Origin of the sequence: Stenotrophomonas sp. NPDC047960, assembly GCF_043204395.1 — a bacterium.
In the GTDB taxonomy this organism is placed as follows: domain Bacteria; phylum Pseudomonadota; class Gammaproteobacteria; order Xanthomonadales; family Xanthomonadaceae; genus Stenotrophomonas.
On record NZ_JBIDBX010000001.1, the window covers coordinates 392,213 to 411,870 of the forward strand.

A 19,658-nucleotide genomic window follows, 5' to 3' on the forward strand; every position below is an offset into this window, starting at 1 on the left:
CCGTTGGTCGGGTGGCCCTGGCTTACGCTTTCCCCAGCCGTGCTACCAGCGCCTGCAACGCCTGCTGCGCATCCGGGGCATACCAGGCCTCGACGAACCGGTCCAGCCGGATCAGGTCGGCATGCAGGGCGTCGTGCAGGTCTTCGCGGGCAATGGCGCGGGTGAGCAGCATCGGCTGGCGCGGCAGCTTCAGCAGGCGGCCCAGCCAGGCTACCGCGCGCGGCACCACGTCGGCCGGGGCAGCCAGCTCATCCACCAGGCCGATCTCCAGCGCGCGTTCGGCCGGCACCATCTCACCGCCGATCAGCAGCTGGGAGGCGCGGTGGTGGCCGACCACCCGGCGCATCAGGCGCTGGATGCCTTCCGGCGCCACCAGCCCCACCTGCACTTCGTTCAGGCCGATCACCGTGGGCTGGGCCGGGTCCGGGCTGCGCGCCAGGATCCGGTAATCACAGCACAGCGCCAGCACGCAGCCGCCGGCCGGCGCATGGCCGGTCAGCGCCGCCACCACCGGTACGCGGCTTTCGGCCAGGGTGCGCACCGCGCCGAAGAACGCCTGCCAGCTGTCCAGCAGCTTGTGCCGGTCCTCGCCATGGCTGAGCAGGTGCGGCACGTCCATGCCGGCGCTGAAAATGCGCTCGCTGCCCGACAGCACGATGCCGTGTACGTCATCGGCCATGGCCTGGTTGATGGCATGGATCAGATGACGGCACAGCTCGGTGTCCAGTGCATTGACCGGCGGGCGCGCCAGTCGCAGCTCGCGGATGGGGCCATGGTTGATCACCTCGATAAGCGTCGTCATGCTGCGATCTCGTTGCGGGCAGGGAACTGAGGCGATGATAACCAAACCATTCGTGTGCGTATTGTTGGCCATGTGTGCGGCCGACGCTCCAGCCGCCGCGGCCGAGCCGTCGTGTGTGACGGTGCGCGAGGGCTGGGTGCGGTTGCCGCCGGGCAGTGCGCCGATGGCGGCCGGCTACGGCGTGATCCACAACGGCTGCAAGGCGCCGGTGACCGTGGTGGCCGCGGGCAGCAAGGCGTTCGGCGAGGTGTCGCTGCATGAAACCACGCTGGTCAACGGCGTGAGCCGCATGCGTGCGGTGGAGCGTTTGCCGATCGCGCCCAATGCGAGCGTGGCGCTGAAACCCGGCGGCCTGCACCTGATGTTGATGCAGCCGGAAGTGCCGCTCAAAAACGGCGGCGAAGTGCCGTTGCGCCTGAGCCTGGAACACGGCCGCAAGATCGATGCGATGCTGATCATCCGTGCTGACGCTCCAAGGTCGCCAGCGCGGTAAACAGCGTCGGCCTTGGGGAAGCGTCATGCGTTCGTCGCACGCAGACGAGTTCAGTGCAGTCGTTCGGGAACCGACTCTACCGGCGTCATTGCCCTGTCGCGTCGGTGATCCCGTCGGGCGGGGACCTGCCGCCTCTGTGATCCCGGTCGCACGCGGACCCGCCGGTAGGGTCGCTCCCCAGACGACTGCACGTAACGCGTCCACGAGCGGTGAGGCATGACCTCGAACGGAATGGGCCGTTGAACGAAACAGGCCGCCTCATCGGCGGCCTGTCGGGTTCAGGTGGACGCGCTGCGGATGGCGTCCGGCAGCGGGGCGCTCCTGCCGGTCTGGGTGTCCATCCACACCACTACCACGTTGCCGTCCGAATACAGCGTACTGTCGTTCTTCTGGTCCACGATGCGGTGGCCGATGGTCACGCTGCTGTTGCCCAGGCGTTCGACAAACAGCTCCACAATGATGTCGTTTGGCCACACGATCGGCAGGCGGTAGTTGACGTTGGTGGCGGCCACCACCGGGGCGATGCGGTCGGTCATCGATACGCCTTCCACGCCCAGCATCCAGCGCACGCGCGCTTCTTCCAGGTAGGAAATGTACTTGGCGTTGTTGACGTGGCCCATGCTGTCCATGTCGCGCCAGCGCACGCTGATCGGTACGCGGGCCAGGATCTTGTGTTCGCTGCTCATTACTTCTTCTTCGCCTTGGTGGTCTTGGCAGGGCTGGTCTTGCTGGGGGTCGCCGCACGCGTGGCGGCGACCGCCTTCCTGGCGACCTTGGCCGGCTTTTCCGGCTTGGCCTTGCGCGGCGGCCGGGCGTCGGGTTTGTTGGCCACCGCCGCCGGGCGTTCAGGGCGCGCGCTGACCGAGGGCAGCATCTTGGCCAGGAACTGGCCGGTGTACGACGCCGGGTGCGCGGCCACGTCTTCGGGCGTGCCGGTGACCAGGATGGTGCCGCCGCGGTGGCCGCCTTCGGGCCCCAGGTCGACGATCCAGTCCGCGGTCTTGATCACGTCCAGGTTGTGCTCGATCACCACCACCGTGTTGCCTTCGTCGCGCAGCTTGTGCAGCACGCCCAGCAGCGCTTCGATGTCGTGGAAGTGCAGGCCGGTGGTCGGCTCGTCGAGGATGTACAGCGTGCGCCCGGTATCGCGGCGCGAGAGTTCCTTGGACAGCTTCACGCGCTGCGCTTCACCGCCGGACAGCGTGGTCGCGCTCTGGCCCAGCTTGATGTAGCTCAGGCCGACATCCACGAGCGTTTCCAGCTTGCGCGCGATGCCCGGCACCGGTTCGAACAGCTTCAACGCATCTTCGACGGTCATCTGCAGCACGTCGTTGATGTTGTAGCCCTTGTAGAGGATCTCCAGCGTTTCGCGGTTGTAGCGCTTGCCGTGGCACACATCGCAGGGCACGTACACGTCCGGCAGGAAGTGCATCTCCACCTTGATCAGGCCATCGCCCTGGCACGCTTCGCAGCGGCCTCCCCGCACGTTGAAGCTGAAACGGCCCGGCGAGTAGCCGCGCGCACGGGCCTCAGGAACCTGCGCATACAGCTCGCGCAGCGGAGTGAACAGGCCGGTGTAGGTGGCCGGGTTCGAACGCGGGGTGCGGCCGATCGGCGACTGGTCGATGTCCACCACCTTGTCGAACAGGTCCAGTCCTTCCACTTCCTTGTACGGCGCGACCGGGTGCGACGAGCCGTTGATCTCGTTGGCGGCCAGCGAGAACAGGGTGTCATTGATCAGCGTCGACTTGCCCGATCCGGAGACGCCGGTGATGCAGGTCAACAGGCCCGACGGAATGTCCAGGTCCACACCCTTGAGGTTGTTGCCGCTTGCACCACGCAGGTGCAGCGTCATCTTCGGGTTGGGCTTGTGCCGGCGCGCGGGAATCTCGATCGCGCGCTTGCCGGACAGGTACTGGCCGGTGAGCGAACGCGGTGCGTCGAGGATGTCCTGCAGGGTGCCCTGGCCGACGATTTCGCCGCCGTGCACGCCCGCACCCGGACCGATGTCCAGCACGTAGTCGGCCAGCCGGATCGCGTCTTCGTCATGCTCGACCACGATCACCGTGTTGCCCAGGTCGCGCAGCCGGGTAAGGGTGCCCAACAGGCGCTCGTTATCGCGCTGGTGCAGGCCGATGGACGGCTCGTCGAGCACGTACATCACCCCGACCAGGCCGGCGCCGATCTGGCTGGCCAGGCGGATGCGCTGGGCTTCACCACCGGACAGCGTGTCGGCCTTGCGCTCCAGGGTGAGGTAATCCAGGCCCACGTCGACCAGGAAGCCCAGCCGTTCGCCGATTTCCTTGACGATCTTGCCGGCGATCTCGCCGCGCCAGCCGGGCAGGGTCATGCCGCTGAAGAACTTCAGCGCCTCGTCGATCGGCAGCACTACCAGTTCCGGCAGCGCGCGGTCGGCCACGAACACATTGCGGGCTGCACGGTTCAGGCGCTGGCCGTTGCACTCGGGGCAGTTGCGTTCGCTGATGTACTTGGCCAGCTCTTCCCGCACTGCCGCCGATTCGGTTTCCTTGTACCGGCGTTCCAGGTTGGGAATGATGCCCTCAAAGCGGTGCTTGCGCTGGGTCCGGCCACCGGCCTCGGTGAAGTAGGTGAAAGTGATGGTCTCATCGCCGCTGCCGTACAGCACCGCCTTGCGTACCGGTTCGGACAGGCTCTGCCACGGCGCATCGGTGTCGAACTTGTAGTGCTTGGCCAGCGAGGCGATCAACTGGAAGTAGTACGCGTTGCGGCGGTCCCAGCCACGCACGGCACCGGCCGAAAGCGACAGCTCCGGGTGCACCACCACGCGCGAGGGATCGAAGAATTCGGCCATGCCCAGGCCATCGCAGCCCGGGCAGGCGCCCACCGGCGAGTTGAACGAGAACAGGCGCGGTTCCAGCTCCGGCAGCGAGTAATCGCAGACCGGGCAGCTGTACTTGGACGAGAACAGGTGGGCCGGGGCATCCTCTACATCCAGCGACTGCACCGACACCATGCCGTCGCCCAGCTTCAGCGCGGTTTCAAAGCTCTCGGCCAGGCGCTGCTTGATGTCCTCGCGCGGGCGGAAGCGGTCGATCACCGCTTCGATGGTGTGCTTCTGGCGCAGCGCCAACGGCGGCACCGCGTCGATTTCATGCAGCGCACCGTCCACCCGCACGCGCACGAAGCCCTGTGCGCGAAGCTGGTCGAACACCTGGGCGTGCTCGCCCTTGCGCTCGCGGATCACAGGCGCCAGCAGCATGTAGCGCTGTTCCGGGTCCAGGGTCAGCACGTGGTCCACCATCTGGCTCACGGTCTGCGCTTCCAGCGGGTAGCCGTGGTCGGGGCAGCGCGGGCTGCCCACGCGGGCGTACAGCAGGCGCAGGTAGTCGTAGATCTCGGTGATGGTGCCGACGGTCGAACGCGGGTTGTGCGACGTCGACTTCTGCTCGATGGAGATCGCCGGCGACAGGCCTTCGATATGGTCCAGGTCCGGCTTTTCCATCACGCTCAGGAACTGGCGGGCATAGGCCGACAGCGACTCCACGTAACGGCGCTGGCCTTCGGCGTAGATCGTGTCGAACGCCAGCGAGGACTTGCCCGAGCCAGACAGGCCGGTAATGACAATAAGCTTGTCGCGGGGAAGGTCGAGATCGATGTTCTTGAGATTGTGCGTCCGCGCGCCGCGGATGCGGATGAAATCCATCGCCATGGGGGATCCGTTGAAAGTGGGGCAAGCGGAGACGGCAATCGGTCAGCCTACCGAGCTTGGGATTTGGGGGCAATCGGCGACATTGCCAGCCCCTTGTCTCATCTATTGAGACCGGCGCCCCCTGAACCTGAACGGGGTTCAGGCGATTGCCGCCCCAGGCAGGGGGTGGGTTGACCCGGGCCGGGGGGATTCATTAAGATCCCGCTCCTGTCTGCCCTCGATGGCAGCAGTCCATAGACCACAATAACTACAGAGGAAGTCTGGTCATGTACGCAGTACTGGTAACCGGCGGTAAGCAATACCGCGTGGCGCAGGGCGAAACGCTCCGCGTTGAAAAGCTCGAAGCCGACGTCGGCAACGAGATCAAGTTCGAAGAAATCCTGATGCTGGGTGACAGCGACGGCATCAAGCTGGGCGACGCTCTGAGCGGCGCTTCGGTCACCGCCAAGGTCGTTTCGCAGGGTCGTGCCGACAAGGTCCGGATCATCAAGTTCCGTCGCCGCAAGCACCACATGAAGCGCCAGGGTCACCGTCAGTACTACACCGAAATCGAGATCACCGGCATCGCCGGTGGCAGCAAGTAATAAGGAGAAGCAGTCATGGCACATAAAAAGGGCGTAGGCTCATCGCGCAACGGTCGCGACTCCAACCCGAAGTACCTCGGCGTCAAGATTTTCGGTGGCCAGGCCATCGATGCCGGCAACATCATCGTGCGTCAGCGCGGCACCCAGTTCCACCCGGGTACCGGCGTTGGCCTCGGCCGTGACCACACCCTGTTCGCGCTGGTCGACGGCAAGGTGGAGTTCTCGGTGAAGGGCCCGAAGAAGCGTCGTACCGTCAGCGTCGTCGCCGAAGCCTGAGCGTCGCGATACGCAGGCGCCCCCGCCCCGGCGTGGGGCTGCTGACGAAAGCCCCGCTCCGGCGGGGTTTTTGTTTTTCACGTTAGACTCTGCGGTCGGGCGCACCCGTTGCCCACCGCCTCCAGTTGGCATCCAGAATCATGAAACTTGTAGACGAAGCAGAAATCCAGGTTACCGCCGGCAATGGCGGCAACGGCTGCGTCGGTTTCCGTCGCGAGAAGTTCATTCCGCTGGGCGGCCCGGACGGTGGCGACGGCGGCAATGGCGGCAGCGTGTATATACGCGCCGACGAAAACCTCAACACCCTGGTCGATTTCCGTCACGAGCGCATCTTCAAGGCGCAGCGTGGCGAGAACGGCATGGGCCGCCAGGCCTACGGCAAGGGCGGCGAAGACCTGATCATCACCGTGCCGGTCGGCACCGTGGTGATGAACGTGGCCACCGACGAAGTGATCGGTGACCTGACCCGGCACGGCGACATCCTGCTGGTGGCCAAGGGCGGCAAGGGCGGCCTGGGCAACATGCACTTCAAGAGCTCCACCAACCGTTCGCCGCGCCAGTCGCTGCCGGGCGAGGAGGGCGAGGAGCGCCTGCTCAAGCTGGAGCTGAAGCTACTGGCCGACGTGGGCCTGCTGGGCTTCCCCAATGCCGGCAAGAGCACCCTGATCCGCGCCGTGTCCGCCGCCACCCCCAAAGTGGCCGATTACCCGTTCACCACGCTCTACCCCAACCTGGGCGTGGTGCGCGTGGAGAACTACCGCAGCTTCGTGATCGCTGACATTCCCGGCCTTATCGAAGGTGCCGCCGATGGCGCCGGCCTGGGCGCGCAGTTCCTGCGCCACCTGCAGCGCACCCGCCTGCTGCTGCACCTGGTGGACATCTCCCCGATGGAAGGTGGCGTGGAAATTTCGCCGATCGAGCAGGTCCGTGCGATCGAGCGCGAGCTGGCCAAGCACGACCCCGAGCTGCTGGAAAAGCCGCGCTGGCTGGTCCTGAACAAGGCTGACCTGATGTTCGAGGATGAGGCCAAGGCAGCCGCCGAGCAGATCATCGCCGAGCTGGGCTGGACCCAGCCGTGGTATCTGGTATCGGCGCTGGGCCGTGAAGGCACCTGGCCGATCATGACCAACATCATGGCCTTCTTCGACCGCCAGAAGGAAGACGAGGCGGATGCGCGCAACGCGCTCTGACGCTGACGTTGCTTCCTCGGGAAACCCGGCTTCGGCCGGGTTTTTCTGTGGGGGCGCCCGCCATGGATGGGGGGACGCAAAAAACCCGGCCAGGGCCGGGTTCTTGTACCGCACGCCGCGCCAGGCGCGGCGTTGCGCCGGATCAGGCGGCCTTGAGGGCCTTGATGCGGGCGGTCAGGCGGCTCTTGTGGCGAGCGGCCTTGTTCTTGTGGATCAGACCACGCGAGCTGAAACGGTCGAGGATCGGCTGGGCGACGGCAAAGGCTGCCTCGGCGCCGGCGGCATCGTTGGCGTCCAGCGCCTTGATCACCTTCTTGACAGCGGTGCGCAGCATCGAACGCTGAGCCGTATTGCGCGCGTTGCGCACGACGGTCTGCTTGGCGCGCTTCTTGGCGGACTTGATATTGGCCACAGTGGTGGTTTCCTGAAAAATCGGTGTAATGGGAACAGCAAGCTGGAAAGTATGATGGCTCGAAAAATGTACGTCAAGTCAATTGTCAAGAGGAAACACGGGTGAGTTCACCAAGGATGTTGCGCGGGCTGCTGTCTTTCAGCAGCATGACCATGATTTCGCGGGTGCTGGGGCTGGTCCGCGACCTGGCCGTCACCACCACGTTCGGCACCAATGCGGTGACCGATGCCTTCTGGGTGGCCTTCCGGGTGCCCAACTTCCTGCGCCGCCTGTTCGCCGAGGGCTCGTTCGCCACCGCTTTCGTGCCGGTGTTCACGGAGGTGAAGGAAACCCGTTCCCATGAGGAGCTGCGCGAGCTGATGTCGCGCGTGGCCGGCACCCTGGGCGCGGTGTTGTTGCTGGTCACCGCGCTGGCGCTGATCTTCGCCCCGCAGCTGGCCACCCTGTTTTCCAGCGGGGTCGATACCGACCCGGCCAAGCACGGCCTGCTGGTGGACCTGTTCCGGCTGACCTTCCCGTTCCTGCTGTTCGTCTCGCTCACCGCCCTGGCCGGCGGCGCGCTCAACAGCTTCCAGCGCTTCGCCATGCCCGCGCTGACGCCGGTGATCCTCAACCTGTGCATGATCGCCGGTGCGCTGTGGTTGGCGCCGCGGCTGGGCGGCACCCCGGAAAAGCAGATCCTGGCGCTGGGCTGGGCGGTGCTGGCCGCCGGCGTGCTGCAGCTGCTGTTCCAGCTGCCCTCGCTGAAGGGCATCAACCTGCTGACCCTGCCGCGCTGGGGCTGGACCCATCCCGGGGTGCGCAAGGTGCTGACCCTGATGGTGCCCACCCTGTTCGGCTCCTCGGTGGCCCAGATCAACCTGCTGCTGGATACCGTGATCGCGGCCAAGCTGACCGACGGTTCGCAGTCCTGGCTGTCGCTGGCCGACCGCTTCCTGGAGCTGCCGCTGGGCGTGTTCGGGGTGGCGCTGGGCACGGTGATCCTGCCGGCGCTGGCCCGCCACCACGTAAGCACTGACAAGGCCGGCTTCTCCAGTGCACTGGACTGGGGCCTGCGCACCACGCTGCTGATCGCCGTACCGGCCATGCTGGGCCTGATGCTGCTGGCCGAGCCGCTGATCGCCACGATCTTCCAGCACGGCCAGTTCACCGCCTTCGACACCCGCATGACCGCGCTGTCGGTGTACGGCCTGAGCTTTGCGCTCCCGGCTTTCGCCCTGCTCAAGGTGGTGCTGCCGGCGTTCTACGCCCGCCAGGACACCCGCACCCCGGTCCGCGCCGGCCTGGTCGCGCTGGTGGCCAACATGGTCTTCAATTTCCTGCTGCTGGCCGTGCTGTACCACGTGATGGTGCCCGAGGCGCTGAAGGCGCAGGGCGTGTGGGTGGCGCTGGGCAAACAGCCGGGCCTGCACCTGGCGCTGGGCATTGCCAGCGCGCTGTCCAGTTACCTGAATCTTGGCCTGCTCTGGTACTGGCTGGGCAAGACCGACGTGTACCAGCCCAAGGCCGGCTGGGGCGGCTACGTGACCCGCCTGGGCCTGGCCTGCGCGGCCATGGTGGCGGTGCTGCTGGGCCTGCTGCAGCTGATGACCGACTTCACCGACATGGACAAATGGCACCGGATCGGCAACCTCGCCCTGCTGGTCGGCAGCGGCGGCCTGACCTACCTGCTGGCCCTGGTCGCCATGGGCTTCCGTCCGCGTCACCTGCGCGAGCATTGATCCGTGGGCACCCCGGCTATACTTCATGGCTATCCCTTGCAATGCATCGGTCCTGACGGGCCGGATTCCCAGTAGATGACCAGGTTGTTCAGAAGCATCGAAGGCGGGCCGTTGTTCCCGCACGGAAGCGTGGTCTGCATCGGCGCATTCGACGGCCTGCACCTTGGCCATCGTGCGCTGGTGCGGCATGCGGCCGCGCGTGCCCGCGCGCTGGGCGTTCCCGCCGTGGCGGTCGCGTTCGAACCGCTGCCGCGCGAATACTTCGCCCAGGGCGAGCCGCCGCCGCGGCTGACCCTGGCGCGCGACAAGGTCATGCTCCTGCGCGATTTCGGCGTGGACGCCATCGGCCTGCTTCGTTTTGACGCGGCCATGGCCGCCATGCCGGCCGAAGCGTTCGTCGAACAGCTGCTGGTCCATCGGCTGGGCGCGCGCGAAGTGTGGATCGGGCCGGAGTTCTGCTTCGGCAACCGCCGTCGCGGCGACCTGGCCCTGCTGCAGGCCATGGGGGCCGAACGTGGCTTTACCGCCGGCGATATCGAAGCGGTGGATTTCCACGGCGAGCGCATTTCCGCCACCCGCATCCGCCAGCGGCTGCGCGAAGGCGATTTCGCCCATGCCGCCGACCTGCTGGGCCGCCCGTATTCCATCGGGGGCAGGGTAGTGCGCGGGCGCCAGCTCGGGCGCACCCTTGGCTTCCCCACCGCCAACCTGCGCTTCCCGAAAACGCCGGCGCTGGCGGGCATCTATGCCACCTGGGTGCACGGCGTGTTCGATCAGCCGTGGCCATCGGTGTCCAGCTTCGGCACCCGGCCGACCGTGGACGGGGTGGAGCCGCTGCTGGAAGCGCACCTGTTCGATTTCCAGGGCGACCTGTACGGTCGGCATATCCAGGTTGAATTCGTCGCCAAGCTGCGCGCCGAAGAGAAGTTCCATGATCTGGCGGCATTGACCGACCAGATGCACCGTGACGCCGATCAGGCCCGTCACATCCTTTCCGAACACAGATTGCGAGCCACTGCGTGAGCCAGGACTACAAAGCCACCCTTCATCTGCCGGCAACCGAATTCCCGATGCGCGGCGACCTGCCCAAGCGCGAGCCGGGCATTCTGTCGCGCTGGGAAGACGAGGGCCTGTACGCCCGCCTGCGCGAAAACGCGCAGGGTCGCCCGCTGTTCGTGCTGCACGACGGCCCGCCCTACGCCAATGGCCAGATCCACCTGGGCCATGCGGTCAACAAGATCCTCAAGGACATCATCGTCAAGTCGCGCTACCTGGCCGGCTTCGATGCGCCCTACGTGCCCGGTTGGGACTGCCACGGCCTGCCGATCGAAATCGCGGTCGAAAAGAAGTGGGGCAAGGTCGGCGTCAAGCTCGATGCCGTCGCGTTCCGCCAGAAGTGCCGCGAGTACGCCGAAGAGCAGATCGACCTGCAGCGCCGCGACTTCAAGCGCCTGGGCGTGATCGGCGATTGGGACAACCCGTACAAGACCCTGAGCTTCGATTTCGAAGCCAATGAAATCCGCGCGCTGTCCAAGATCTTCGCCAATGGCCACATCGTGCGCGGCGCCAAGCCGGTGCACTGGTGCTTCGACTGCGGCTCGGCGCTGGCCGAAGCGGAAATCGAATACCAGGACAAGACCTCGCCGGCCATCGACGTGGCCTACGTGGCGCGCGACCCGGCGCAGCTGGCCGCGCGTTTCGGCGTGAGCCTGCCGGCCGATGTCGAGGTCGCCGTGCCGATCTGGACCACCACCCCGTGGACGCTGCCGGCCTCGCTGGCGGTCTCGCTGGGCGCGGACATCCAGTACGCCCTGGTCGAAGGCCCGGCCCACGCCGGCAAGCGCCGCTGGCTCGTGATCGCCGCCAGCCTGGCCGAGCGCGCCCTGCGCCGCTATGGCGTGGAAGACGTAGTCGCCCACGGCCATGCCGCCGGTGCCGCGCTGGAAAACCTGCTGCTGGCCCATCCGTTCTACCCGCAGCGCGACATCCCGCTGCTCAACGGCGCGCATGTGTCCGATGAAGACGGTACCGGTGCGGTGCACACCGCTCCCGGCCACGGCCAGGAGGATTTCGTGGTCAGCCAGCAGTACGGGCTGATGGACAACTACACCGCCGCCCAGATCAACCCGGTCGACGGCCGTGGCGTGTACCTGCCGTCCACCCCGCCGGCCGGCGAGGTGGTGCTGGCGGGCGTGCACCTGTGGAAGGCGCAGCCGCTGATCGTGGACGTGCTGCGCGATTCCGGTGCGCTGCTGGCATTCGTGGAAATCGTGCACAGCTACCCGCATTGCTGGCGCCACAAGACCCCGGTGGTATTCCGCGCCACCCCGCAGTGGTTCATCTCGATGGACAAGGCCAACCTGCGCAGCGATGCGATGGCCGCCATCGACAACGTCGGCTGGTTCCCGGGCTGGGGCAAGGCGCGCATCGGCAGCATGGTCGATGGCCGCCCGGACTGGTGCATCAGCCGGCAGCGCACCTGGGGCGTGCCGATCGCACTGTTCACCCACCGCGAAACCGGCGAACCGCACCCGCGCACCGTCGAGCTGATGCAGCAGGTGGCCGACCGCGTGCAGGCCGGCGGCATCGACGTCTGGTACGCGCTGGACGCGGCCGAACTGCTGGGCGATGAAGCGGCGCATTACGAGAAGGTCACCGACATCCTCGATGTCTGGTTCGACTCGGGCGTTACCCATGAAGGCGTGCTGCTGGAACGTGGTTTCGGCAAGCCGGCCGACCTGTACCTGGAAGGTTCCGACCAGCACCGCGGCTGGTTCCAGTCTTCGCTGCTCACCGGCGTGGCCATCGACAGGCACGCGCCCTACAAGCAGTGCCTCACCCACGGCTTCACCGTGGATGAGAAGGGCCGCAAGATGTCCAAGTCGCTGGGCAACGGCATCGAGCCGCAGGACATCATGAAGACCCTGGGCGCGGACATCCTGCGCCTGTGGATCGCCTCGGCCGATTACAGCAACGAAATGTCGCTGTCGCAGGAAATCCTCAAGCGCAACGCGGACGCCTACCGTCGCCTGCGCAACACCGCGCGCTTCCTGCTCGGCAACCTGGACGGCTTCGACCCGGCCCGGCACCTGGTGGCCCCGGCCGACATGGTCGCCCTGGACCGCTGGATCGTGCATCGCGCCTGGGAAGTGCAGGAGAAGATCAAGGCGGCGTACACCGGCTACAACATGGCCGAAATCGTGCAGCTGCTGCTGAACTTCTGCAGCGTGGACCTCGGTTCGCTGTACCTGGACGTCACCAAGGACCGGCTGTACACCATGCCGACCGACTCGCGCGGCCGCCGTTCGGCGCAGAGCGCGATGTACCACATCGCCGAGGCGTTCACCCGCTGGATCGCTCCGATCCTGACCTTCACCGCCGATGAGCTGTGGGGCTACCTGCCGGGCGAGCGCAAGGAAAACGTGCTGTTTGCCACGTGGTACGAAGGCCTGCTGCCGCTGCCGGCCGATGCCGCGATCAACGCCGCCGATTTTGACCAGCTGCTGGCCCTGCGCGAGCAGGTGGCCAAGGTGCTCGAGCCGATGCGCGCCAACGGTGCGATCGGTGCCGCGCTGGAAGCAGAGATCACCGTCGCCGCCAGCGAGGAAACCGCTGCGCGCTGGCAGCCGCTGGCGGAGGAACTGCGCTTCCTGTTCATCAGTGGCGATGTCAGCGTGCGCCCGGCGACCACCGACGAAGTGTTCGTCAGCGCCCAGCCGACCACCAAGCAGAAGTGCGTGCGTTGCTGGCACTACCGTGCCGACATCGGCAGCGTGGCCGCCCACCCGGAACTGTGCGGTCGTTGCGCAAGCAACGTCGACGGTGCCGGCGAAGACAGGAAGTGGTTCTGATGCGCGCCGCACGTCCGCGTCCCAGCGCGCTGGTCTGGCTGCTGCTGTCGGCCGCCATCATCGGCCTTGACCAGTGGAGCAAGGCCTGGGTGCTGTCCAGCCTGCCCGAGTACCAGCCGGTGGCCGTCATCGATGGCTTCTGGAACTGGTACCGCACCTACAACACCGGCGCAGCGTTCAGTTTCCTGAGCGACGCCGGTGGCTGGCAGCTGTGGTTCTTCACCGCTCTGGCGGTGGGCATCAGCGGCCTGATGGCCTTCTGGCTGTCGCGTACCCCGCGTGCCCACTGGCGCAGCGCCGTGCCGTACGCCCTGGTGATCGGCGGGGCCATCGGCAACGTCATCGACCGCCAGGTGCACGGCCACGTGGTCGATTTCATCCAGTGGTACGTGGGTGAGCACTACTGGCCCTCGTTCAACATCGCCGATGCGGCGATCGTGGTCGGCGCCGTGGGTATCGCGGTGTTTGGCCTGTTCGACGGCAAGACCGAGAAAAAAGCGGGATAATTCCCTCCAGTTCCCTGTATCAACCGGCCCCGGCCGGCCGGAGTATCTGACCGATGGATGTGTTGCTCGCCAATCCGCGTGGTTTCTGTGCCGGTGTCGATCGTGCGATCGAGATCGTCAAACGCGCGATCGAGACCCTGGGTGCGCCGATCTACGTGCGCCACGAGGTCGTGCACAACCGGTTCGTGGTCGATGACCTCAAGCGCCGGGGCGCCATCTTCGTCGAAGAGCTGGACGAAGTGCCCGATGGCAATACCGTCATCTTCAGTGCCCACGGCGTTTCCCAGGCCGTGCGCCAGGAAGCCGAGCGGCGTGGACTGAAGGTGTTCGACGCCACCTGCCCGCTGGTGACCAAGGTGCACCTGGAGGTAGCGCGGCACTGCCGTGCCGGCCGCGACGTGGTGCTGATCGGCCACGCCGGTCACCCGGAAGTGGAAGGCACCATGGGCCAGTGGAGCCGCGAGCGTGGTACCGGCACGATCTACCTGGTGGAAGACGTCGAAGACGTCGCCACCCTGGTGCTGGACCAGCCGGAAAACTTCGCCTACACCACCCAGACCACGCTGTCGGTGGATGACACCCGCGGCATCATCGACGCCCTGCGTGCACGCTTCCCGGCCATGCAGGGGCCGAAGAACGATGACATCTGCTACGCCACCCAGAACCGCCAGGATGCCGTGCGCGACCTGGCCAAGCGCTGCGACCTGGTGCTGGTGGTGGGCTCGCCGAACAGCTCCAACTCCAACCGCCTCAGCGAACTGGCACGCCGTGATGGCGTGGAGTCGTACCTGATCGACGGCGCCGACGAGATCGACCCGGCCTGGGTGCTGGGCAAGAAGCACATCGGCCTCACCGCCGGCGCCTCCGCACCGCAGGTGCTGGTGGATGGCGTGATCGCGCGGCTGAAGGAACTGGGTGCAGGCAGTGTCGGCGAACTTGAAGGCGAGCCCGAATCGATGGTGTTTGCATTGCCGAAGGAGCTGAGGCTGCGCCTCATCTCCTGACCGGAGTGACGACCAACGGTCGTCACCTACCGCACCGACGTGACGGCCAACGGTCGTCACCTACCGCACCGACGTGACGGCCAACGGTCGTCACCTACCGAACCGACGTGACGACCAACGGTCGTCACCTACCGAACCGACGTGACGACCAACGGTCGTCACCTGCCGGTAGGTACCGACCGTTGGTCGGTACGCACGGAACATGTCCGATGGCGCGGTAGGGTCGCATCCCGATCGACCGCCGATGACAACGCCCCACGCGGCGAAGGCATGACCTTTGGCCATGGGGCTGTGCGCTACGCAGGTCTAGCATCGATCAATTCGAATGCCGGAATCCCCCCCGATGAAACTGCGCGCCACCGTCCTCTCCGTGCTTCTCGCCGCCACCGCCACCGGTGCCCACGCGCAGACGCCACCGCCGCAGGACGTCGCCTTCCCGGGCACCCTGCGCATCGACGTGGACGCACGCGACATCGGCCGCCGCATCTTCAAGGTCAAGGCCACCGTCCCGGCCCAACCGGGCCCGCTGACCCTGCTGTACCCGCAATGGCTGCCCGGCGCGCATTCGCCCAGCGGCCCCATCGATAAACTCGCCGGCCTGGTGGTCACCGCCAACGGCAAACCGCTGGCCTGGAAGCGCGACCCGTACAACGTGTACGCCTTCACCGTCGACGTGCCGCAGGGCGCCAGTGAGGTGGTCGCCAACTTCAACTTCCTCTCCTCGCAGGGCGCAGGGCAGGGCCGCGTGGTGATGACCCCGGAAATGCTCAACCTGCAGTGGAACGCCAACTCGCTGTATCCGGCCGGCGTGATCACCCGCAACATCCAGGCCCAGGCCAGCGTCACCCTGCCGCCAGGCTGGGCCTACGCCACCGCGCTGGATACCGAGCGCCGCGACGGCGACACCGTGGTGTTCAAGCCGATCAGCTACGACCACCTGGTGGACTCGCCGCTGTTCGCCGGCCGCCACTATCAGCAGTTCGACCTCGACCCCGGCGCCAAGGTGCCCGTGCGCCTCAACGTGTTCGCCGACGACGCCAAATCGCTGGTGGCCAAGCCCGAACAGCTGCAGGCGCACCGCGCCCTGGTGCAGCAGATCTACAAGCTCTACGGCGCCCGACACTTCGACCGCTACGAATTCCTGCTCGCGCTCACCAGCAAGCTCGGCGGCATCGGCCTGGAGCACCAGCGCTCCAGCGAGAACAGCGGTGACACCGGCTACTTCACCGACTGGGACAAGACCTGGCTCGGCCGCGATCTGCTGCCGCACGAATTCAACCACTCCTGGAACGGCAAGTACCGCCGTGGCGCCGACCTGACCACCGCCAACTTCAACGTGCCCATGGGCGACAGCCTGCTGTGGCTGTACGAAGGACAGACCCAGTTCTGGGGCCATGTGCTGGCCGCGCGCTCGGGCCTGTGGAGCACAGACCAGACCCGCGACATGCTCGCGAACGTGGCAGCCACCTATGACCGTGGCCGCCCCGGCCTGGCCTGGCGCAACCTGCAGGACACCACCAACGACCCCACCATCGCCCAGCGCCGGGCCCTGGCGTTCCGCAACTACCAGATGAGCGAGGACTACTACTCCGGCGGGCAGATGGTGTGGCTGGACGTGGACGGCAAGCTGCGTGGCTTGACCGGCAACAAGCGCAGCATCGATGATTTTGCCAAGGCCTTCTTCGGCATGCACGACGGCGACTGGAACGTGAACCCGTATACGTTCGATGAAGTGGTCAGCACCTTGAACGGCATCGCTCCGTACGACTGGGCGGGCTTCCTGCGCGAGCGCCTGGACGGCCACGGCCCGCTCACCGGCGGGCTGGAAGCCGCGGGCTGGAAGCTGGTCTACACCGACACCCCGAACGATGCCTACAAGGCGCAGGAAACCCGCGCCAAGAACACCAACCTGCTGTACTCGCTGGGCGTGGCCGTCACCGAGGCTGGCGCCATCACCGACGTGCTCTGGGACAGCCCCGCCTTCAACGCCGGCCTGGCCCCGGGCATGAGCGTGCTGGCGCTCAACGGCCGCGTGTTCAAGGGCGAGGACCTGAAGGACGCCGTGGCCGCCGCCAAGACCGACAAGGCCCCGCTGACCCTGCTGGTACGCAACTTCGACCGCATCGACACGGTAAAGCTCGATTACCACGGCGGCCTGCAGTACCCCTCGCTGCAGCGCATCGCCGGCAAGCCCGACCGCCTCGCCGAGTTGTGGAAGGCGCGATGAACCTGCGCCGCGACGTGCCGATTGTGCTGGCGGCGCTAGCCGCCATCATCGGCGCGTCGCTGGATGGCGACGGCCGCTGGCTGCACTGGATCGCCAAGCCGCTGACCACACTGTTGATAGCGGGAATCATCCTGCAACACCGCCGTAATGCCGGCCCCTGGCCGACAACCTCGGAATCTGCCGGCCCCCGCGCATACTCCACCGCCATCCTCCTCGGCATGGCGTTCTCCTGCCTCGGCGACATCGCCCTGATGCTGCCATTCGACGCCTTCGTACCCGGGCTGATCGCCTTCCTGCTCGCACACCTCTGCTACATCGTCGCCTTCCGCGCAGGCTTCAGGGCAGGGCGGGGCCTGCGGTTCGCGGCCGCAGTGCTCGCAGTATTCGCCGGCATCAACCTGGCCGGTCTATGGCCGCTGCTCCCCAACGACCTGCGCATCCCGGTAGTGGTTTACGTAGTAGTGCTCGCACTGATGGCCACACTCGCCCTGGCGCGCGCGTGGGTGAAGAACGCAGCAATCCCCTCCGCGCCCACAAGCGCCCGCTGGGCCGCAACCGGCGCAGTCCTGTTCGTCATCAGCGACTCCGTACTCGCCTGGGACCGCTTCGGCGGCGGCCTCCCAGCCGCAACCCTGTACGTACTAAGCACCTACTACGCAGCGCAATACTGCATAGCCCGCTCGGTCCGATAACGGCGCACGCGCGTGGCGGGGCCGGCTCTGGGGCTGCCTGCATGGCACGGCTGGTAGGGTCGGTTCCCAAACGACTGCCGACTTCGCCAATCACTGCTGTAACGCATGACCCAGGCCGGAGATGCGCTCTTCGCGTGATCACTGCCCAACATCCCCCGCCGATTCGCACCGCTTCCCTTCATCACACAACCGATCCAACAACGCCAACGCCACCCCATTGCTCCACCCAAACCCATCCTGCAACGGGTACTCACCACCACCGCCACCCCCGGCCGAGCCATCCACCACATACTTCTCCACCAACTTCCCCTCACGGTCATACACCGTCTGCACCGTCCGCAGGAACCGCACGCCAATCTGCCGCGCCAACGCATCCTGCCGGTACCGCTGCAACCCATCCACCGCCACCCACTGCAACGGCGCCCACCCATTCGGCGCATCCCACTGCTGCCCGGTGTTCTCGGTGGTGGTCAACAACCCACCCGCACGCACCAATTGCGTCTGCACCGCTTCGGCCGTACGCCGCGCCTGCACCGGGCTCGCCACCTCCAGCCACAACGGAAACAACGCCGCAGCCGTAAGCGCAGGGCGGGGCGAACCACGCTCCAGATCCCGATCCGCATACCACCCCTGCCGCTCATCCCACAGCAGCGCATTGATCGCGCGCTTGCGCTGCTCCGCCTTCCGCGCGAAATCCCGCGCCGCCGAACGTTCCCCCGCCGCACGACCCGCCCGCGCAATCGTCGTCTCCAGATGGAACAGCAGGCTGTTCAGATCCACCGGCACGATCTCCGTGGTGTGGATACTCCCCAGCTCCGCCGGATGCACCAGCCACCGCGAACTGAAATCCCACCCCGATTCCGCACCAGCGCGCAGATCGCGATACACCTGCGACGGCGCCCGATCCGGAACCGTCGCCGCCGTAGCCAGATCATCCGTCCACGACTCGGTGCGCGGCACCGCCCGCGCATCCCAGTACCGGTTGAGCAGGCTCCCATCATTCATCCGCACCACACGCTCACTGGCCGCACCCGGCGCCAACCCTTCCGCCCCACGCATCCAGAACGCATGCTCGGTGCGCAGCTGCGGCAGATACCGGCGATACGCCTCATCTCCTTCATGCGTAGCCAGCAGATCCACCATCAAACTGAAGAACGGCGGCTGCGACCGGCTCAGGTAGTAGCTGCGGTTGCCATTGGGAATATGCCCGTACTGGTCCAGCTGCCAGGCGAAGTTGTCCACCATGTCGCGCACCTGCTGCCAGCGCCCGCTGGAGGCCAGGCCCAGCAGGGTGAAGTAGCTGTCCCAGTAGTACACCTCGCGGAAGCGCCCGCCCGGCACCACATACGGCTTGGGCAGCGGCAGCAGCGAACCGCGCGGGTCCACGGTGTCGGTGGTCCGGGTCAGCACCGGCCACAGCCCCTCGATATGCGCGCGCAGGGTTTCCCCGGCGGGTGGCACGTAGGCGGCTGACTCCGGGGGAACGGTGAAGTGCGTGGTCACGAAGGCGGGCAGGGTGTAGCCGGGCTGCGCCTGGGCCTGACCCCATTCCGCCAACAGCGCGTCGGCATCCAGAGCCGGCACCGCATCGGCGAACGTCTTCTGGTCCTTGAACAGGTGGGCGCGCTGCACCTGCTGGAACAGGGGCTGCCACTGCTGGTCCGGCGGCTGTGGGGCCTGGGCGGGCGCCTGGGCACCGGCGGAGGCGGAATAGAGTAGCGACCCCAGCAGCAGGCCGGCCAGGCGGAGACGTGGGTTCATGGGCGGTTTCCAGGCGGCAACAGCCCGACTGTAGGGGCGGGAGCGTCAACAAAGGGTGCGGCGGGGCCGCCAATTGACCCGCCCGGCCGCTCCCCTTAGAATTGCCTGCTCAGCCGGAATAGCTCAGTTGGTAGAGCGGCGCATTCGTAATGCGTAGGTCGTAGGTTCGATTCCTATTTCCGGCACCAGTTTCAGCAAAAGCCCCGGCCTTGGTCGGGGCTTATTGTTTGTGCCGATTGCGCAGGTGACTGTTCTCAACCGGTCGAGACAGCTATAAGGTTGGTCGCTACTTCAAAGGGACATGACCACATGGGAAGCTTCTCAATCTGGCACTGGCTGATCCTGCTCATCATGCTGGCGGTTCCCGTTGCAGTCGTCGTTGCCGTCGTCCTCTTCGTGAATTCACGGCGCCGCTCAGGCAAGTAATGGAGTGGGAACGCGACAGTTG

General features: G+C 66.4%; 16 protein-coding genes and 1 tRNA gene. 12 read left to right on the top strand and 5 right to left on the bottom strand.

From position 1 onward, the window contains the following. Positions 1-22: 22 nt before the first annotated feature. Positions 23-802 carry an enoyl-CoA hydratase/isomerase family protein gene (locus ACGFZ3_RS02060; protein WP_392915731.1) on the bottom strand — a complete coding sequence of 260 codons (780 nt, stop codon included), beginning with the start codon at positions 800-802 and terminating at the stop codon, positions 23-25. A 34-nt stretch (positions 803-836) separates the two neighbouring features. Here ACGFZ3_RS02060 and ACGFZ3_RS02065 point away from each other — a divergent pair, with 34 nt between their 5' ends. Next, positions 837-1,295: a copper chaperone PCu(A)C gene (locus ACGFZ3_RS02065; protein WP_392915734.1), complete on the top strand. Its 459-nt coding sequence runs from the start codon at positions 837-839 to the stop codon at positions 1,293-1,295. A 278-nt stretch (positions 1,296-1,573) separates the two neighbouring features. On the opposite strand, the gene ACGFZ3_RS02070 is transcribed toward ACGFZ3_RS02065, so the two are convergent. Together ACGFZ3_RS02070 and uvrA are read right to left on the bottom strand one after the other, a co-directional pair. Continuing rightward, complete coding sequence (locus ACGFZ3_RS02070; RefSeq protein ID WP_392915737.1) at positions 1,574-1,981, bottom strand: acyl-CoA thioesterase; 408 nt, start codon at positions 1,979-1,981, stop codon at positions 1,574-1,576. Then, complete coding sequence (gene uvrA / locus ACGFZ3_RS02075; RefSeq protein WP_392915740.1) at positions 1,981-4,986, bottom strand: excinuclease ABC subunit UvrA; 3,006 nt, start codon at positions 4,984-4,986, stop codon at positions 1,981-1,983. The genes ACGFZ3_RS02070 and uvrA overlap by 1 nt, the downstream gene beginning before the upstream one ends. Positions 4,987-5,252: 266 nt before the next feature. Here uvrA and rplU point away from each other — a divergent pair, with 266 nt between their 5' ends. The 3 genes from rplU (at position 5,253) to cgtA (ending at position 7,036) form a co-directional block, all read left to right on the top strand. Next, positions 5,253-5,570, top strand: coding sequence for a 50S ribosomal protein L21 (gene rplU, locus ACGFZ3_RS02080; RefSeq protein ID WP_392915743.1), 318 nt, complete (start codon positions 5,253-5,255; stop codon positions 5,568-5,570). A 15-nt stretch (positions 5,571-5,585) separates the two neighbouring features. After that, positions 5,586-5,846 carry a 50S ribosomal protein L27 gene (gene rpmA, locus ACGFZ3_RS02085; protein WP_019184517.1) on the top strand — a complete coding sequence of 87 codons (261 nt, stop codon included), beginning with the start codon at positions 5,586-5,588 and terminating at the stop codon, positions 5,844-5,846. 140 nt (positions 5,847-5,986) lie between these two features. Next, the gene (cgtA, locus tag ACGFZ3_RS02090) at positions 5,987-7,036 is read left to right on the top strand and encodes an Obg family GTPase CgtA (RefSeq protein WP_392915748.1); all 1,050 of its coding nucleotides are present in this window, start codon (positions 5,987-5,989) and stop codon (positions 7,034-7,036) included. Positions 7,037-7,178: 142 nt separating this feature from the next. On the opposite strand, the gene rpsT is transcribed toward cgtA, so the two are convergent. After that, positions 7,179-7,448: a 30S ribosomal protein S20 gene (gene rpsT, locus ACGFZ3_RS02095; protein WP_017354922.1), complete on the bottom strand. Its 270-nt coding sequence runs from the start codon at positions 7,446-7,448 to the stop codon at positions 7,179-7,181. Between the two features lie 116 nt (positions 7,449-7,564). On the opposite strand from rpsT, the gene murJ reads away from it, so the two are divergent. The 7 genes from murJ (at position 7,565) to ACGFZ3_RS02130 (ending at position 17,449) form a co-directional block, all read left to right on the top strand. Further along, positions 7,565-9,169, top strand: a complete 1,605-nt coding sequence (gene murJ / locus ACGFZ3_RS02100; protein ID WP_392917535.1) for a murein biosynthesis integral membrane protein MurJ — start codon at positions 7,565-7,567, stop codon at positions 9,167-9,169. A 75-nt stretch (positions 9,170-9,244) separates the two neighbouring features. Then, positions 9,245-10,192, top strand: a complete 948-nt coding sequence (locus ACGFZ3_RS02105) for a bifunctional riboflavin kinase/FAD synthetase (protein WP_392915752.1) — start codon at positions 9,245-9,247, stop codon at positions 10,190-10,192. Next, positions 10,189-13,020 carry an isoleucine--tRNA ligase gene (ileS, locus tag ACGFZ3_RS02110; RefSeq protein WP_392915754.1) on the top strand — a complete coding sequence of 944 codons (2,832 nt, stop codon included), beginning with the start codon at positions 10,189-10,191 and terminating at the stop codon, positions 13,018-13,020. Before ACGFZ3_RS02105 ends, ileS begins: the two co-directional genes overlap by 4 nt. Then, complete coding sequence (gene lspA, locus ACGFZ3_RS02115; RefSeq protein ID WP_392915757.1) at positions 13,020-13,526, top strand: signal peptidase II; 507 nt, start codon at positions 13,020-13,022, stop codon at positions 13,524-13,526. The genes ileS and lspA overlap by 1 nt, the downstream gene beginning before the upstream one ends. Positions 13,527-13,579: 53 nt before the next feature. After that, positions 13,580-14,530, top strand: coding sequence for a 4-hydroxy-3-methylbut-2-enyl diphosphate reductase (ispH, locus tag ACGFZ3_RS02120; protein ID WP_392915759.1), 951 nt, complete (start codon positions 13,580-13,582; stop codon positions 14,528-14,530). Positions 14,531-14,873: 343 nt separating this feature from the next. Next, positions 14,874-16,757: a M61 family metallopeptidase gene (locus ACGFZ3_RS02125; RefSeq protein ID WP_392915762.1), complete on the top strand. Its 1,884-nt coding sequence runs from the start codon at positions 14,874-14,876 to the stop codon at positions 16,755-16,757. Continuing rightward, positions 16,754-17,449 carry a lysoplasmalogenase gene (locus tag ACGFZ3_RS02130; protein ID WP_392915765.1) on the top strand — a complete coding sequence of 232 codons (696 nt, stop codon included), beginning with the start codon at positions 16,754-16,756 and terminating at the stop codon, positions 17,447-17,449. The genes ACGFZ3_RS02125 and ACGFZ3_RS02130 overlap by 4 nt, the downstream gene beginning before the upstream one ends. Before the next feature lie 138 nt (positions 17,450-17,587). Here ACGFZ3_RS02130 and treA read toward each other — a convergent pair whose 3' ends face one another. Continuing rightward, positions 17,588-19,210 (bottom strand): alpha,alpha-trehalase TreA, encoded by a 1,623-nt coding sequence (treA, locus tag ACGFZ3_RS02135; RefSeq protein WP_392915768.1) that lies wholly within the window; start codon positions 19,208-19,210, stop codon positions 17,588-17,590. A 112-nt stretch (positions 19,211-19,322) separates the two neighbouring features. Here treA and ACGFZ3_RS02140 point away from each other — a divergent pair. Continuing rightward, a tRNA-Thr gene (locus tag ACGFZ3_RS02140) sits at positions 19,323-19,398 on the top strand. Positions 19,399-19,658 lie beyond the last annotated feature (260 nt).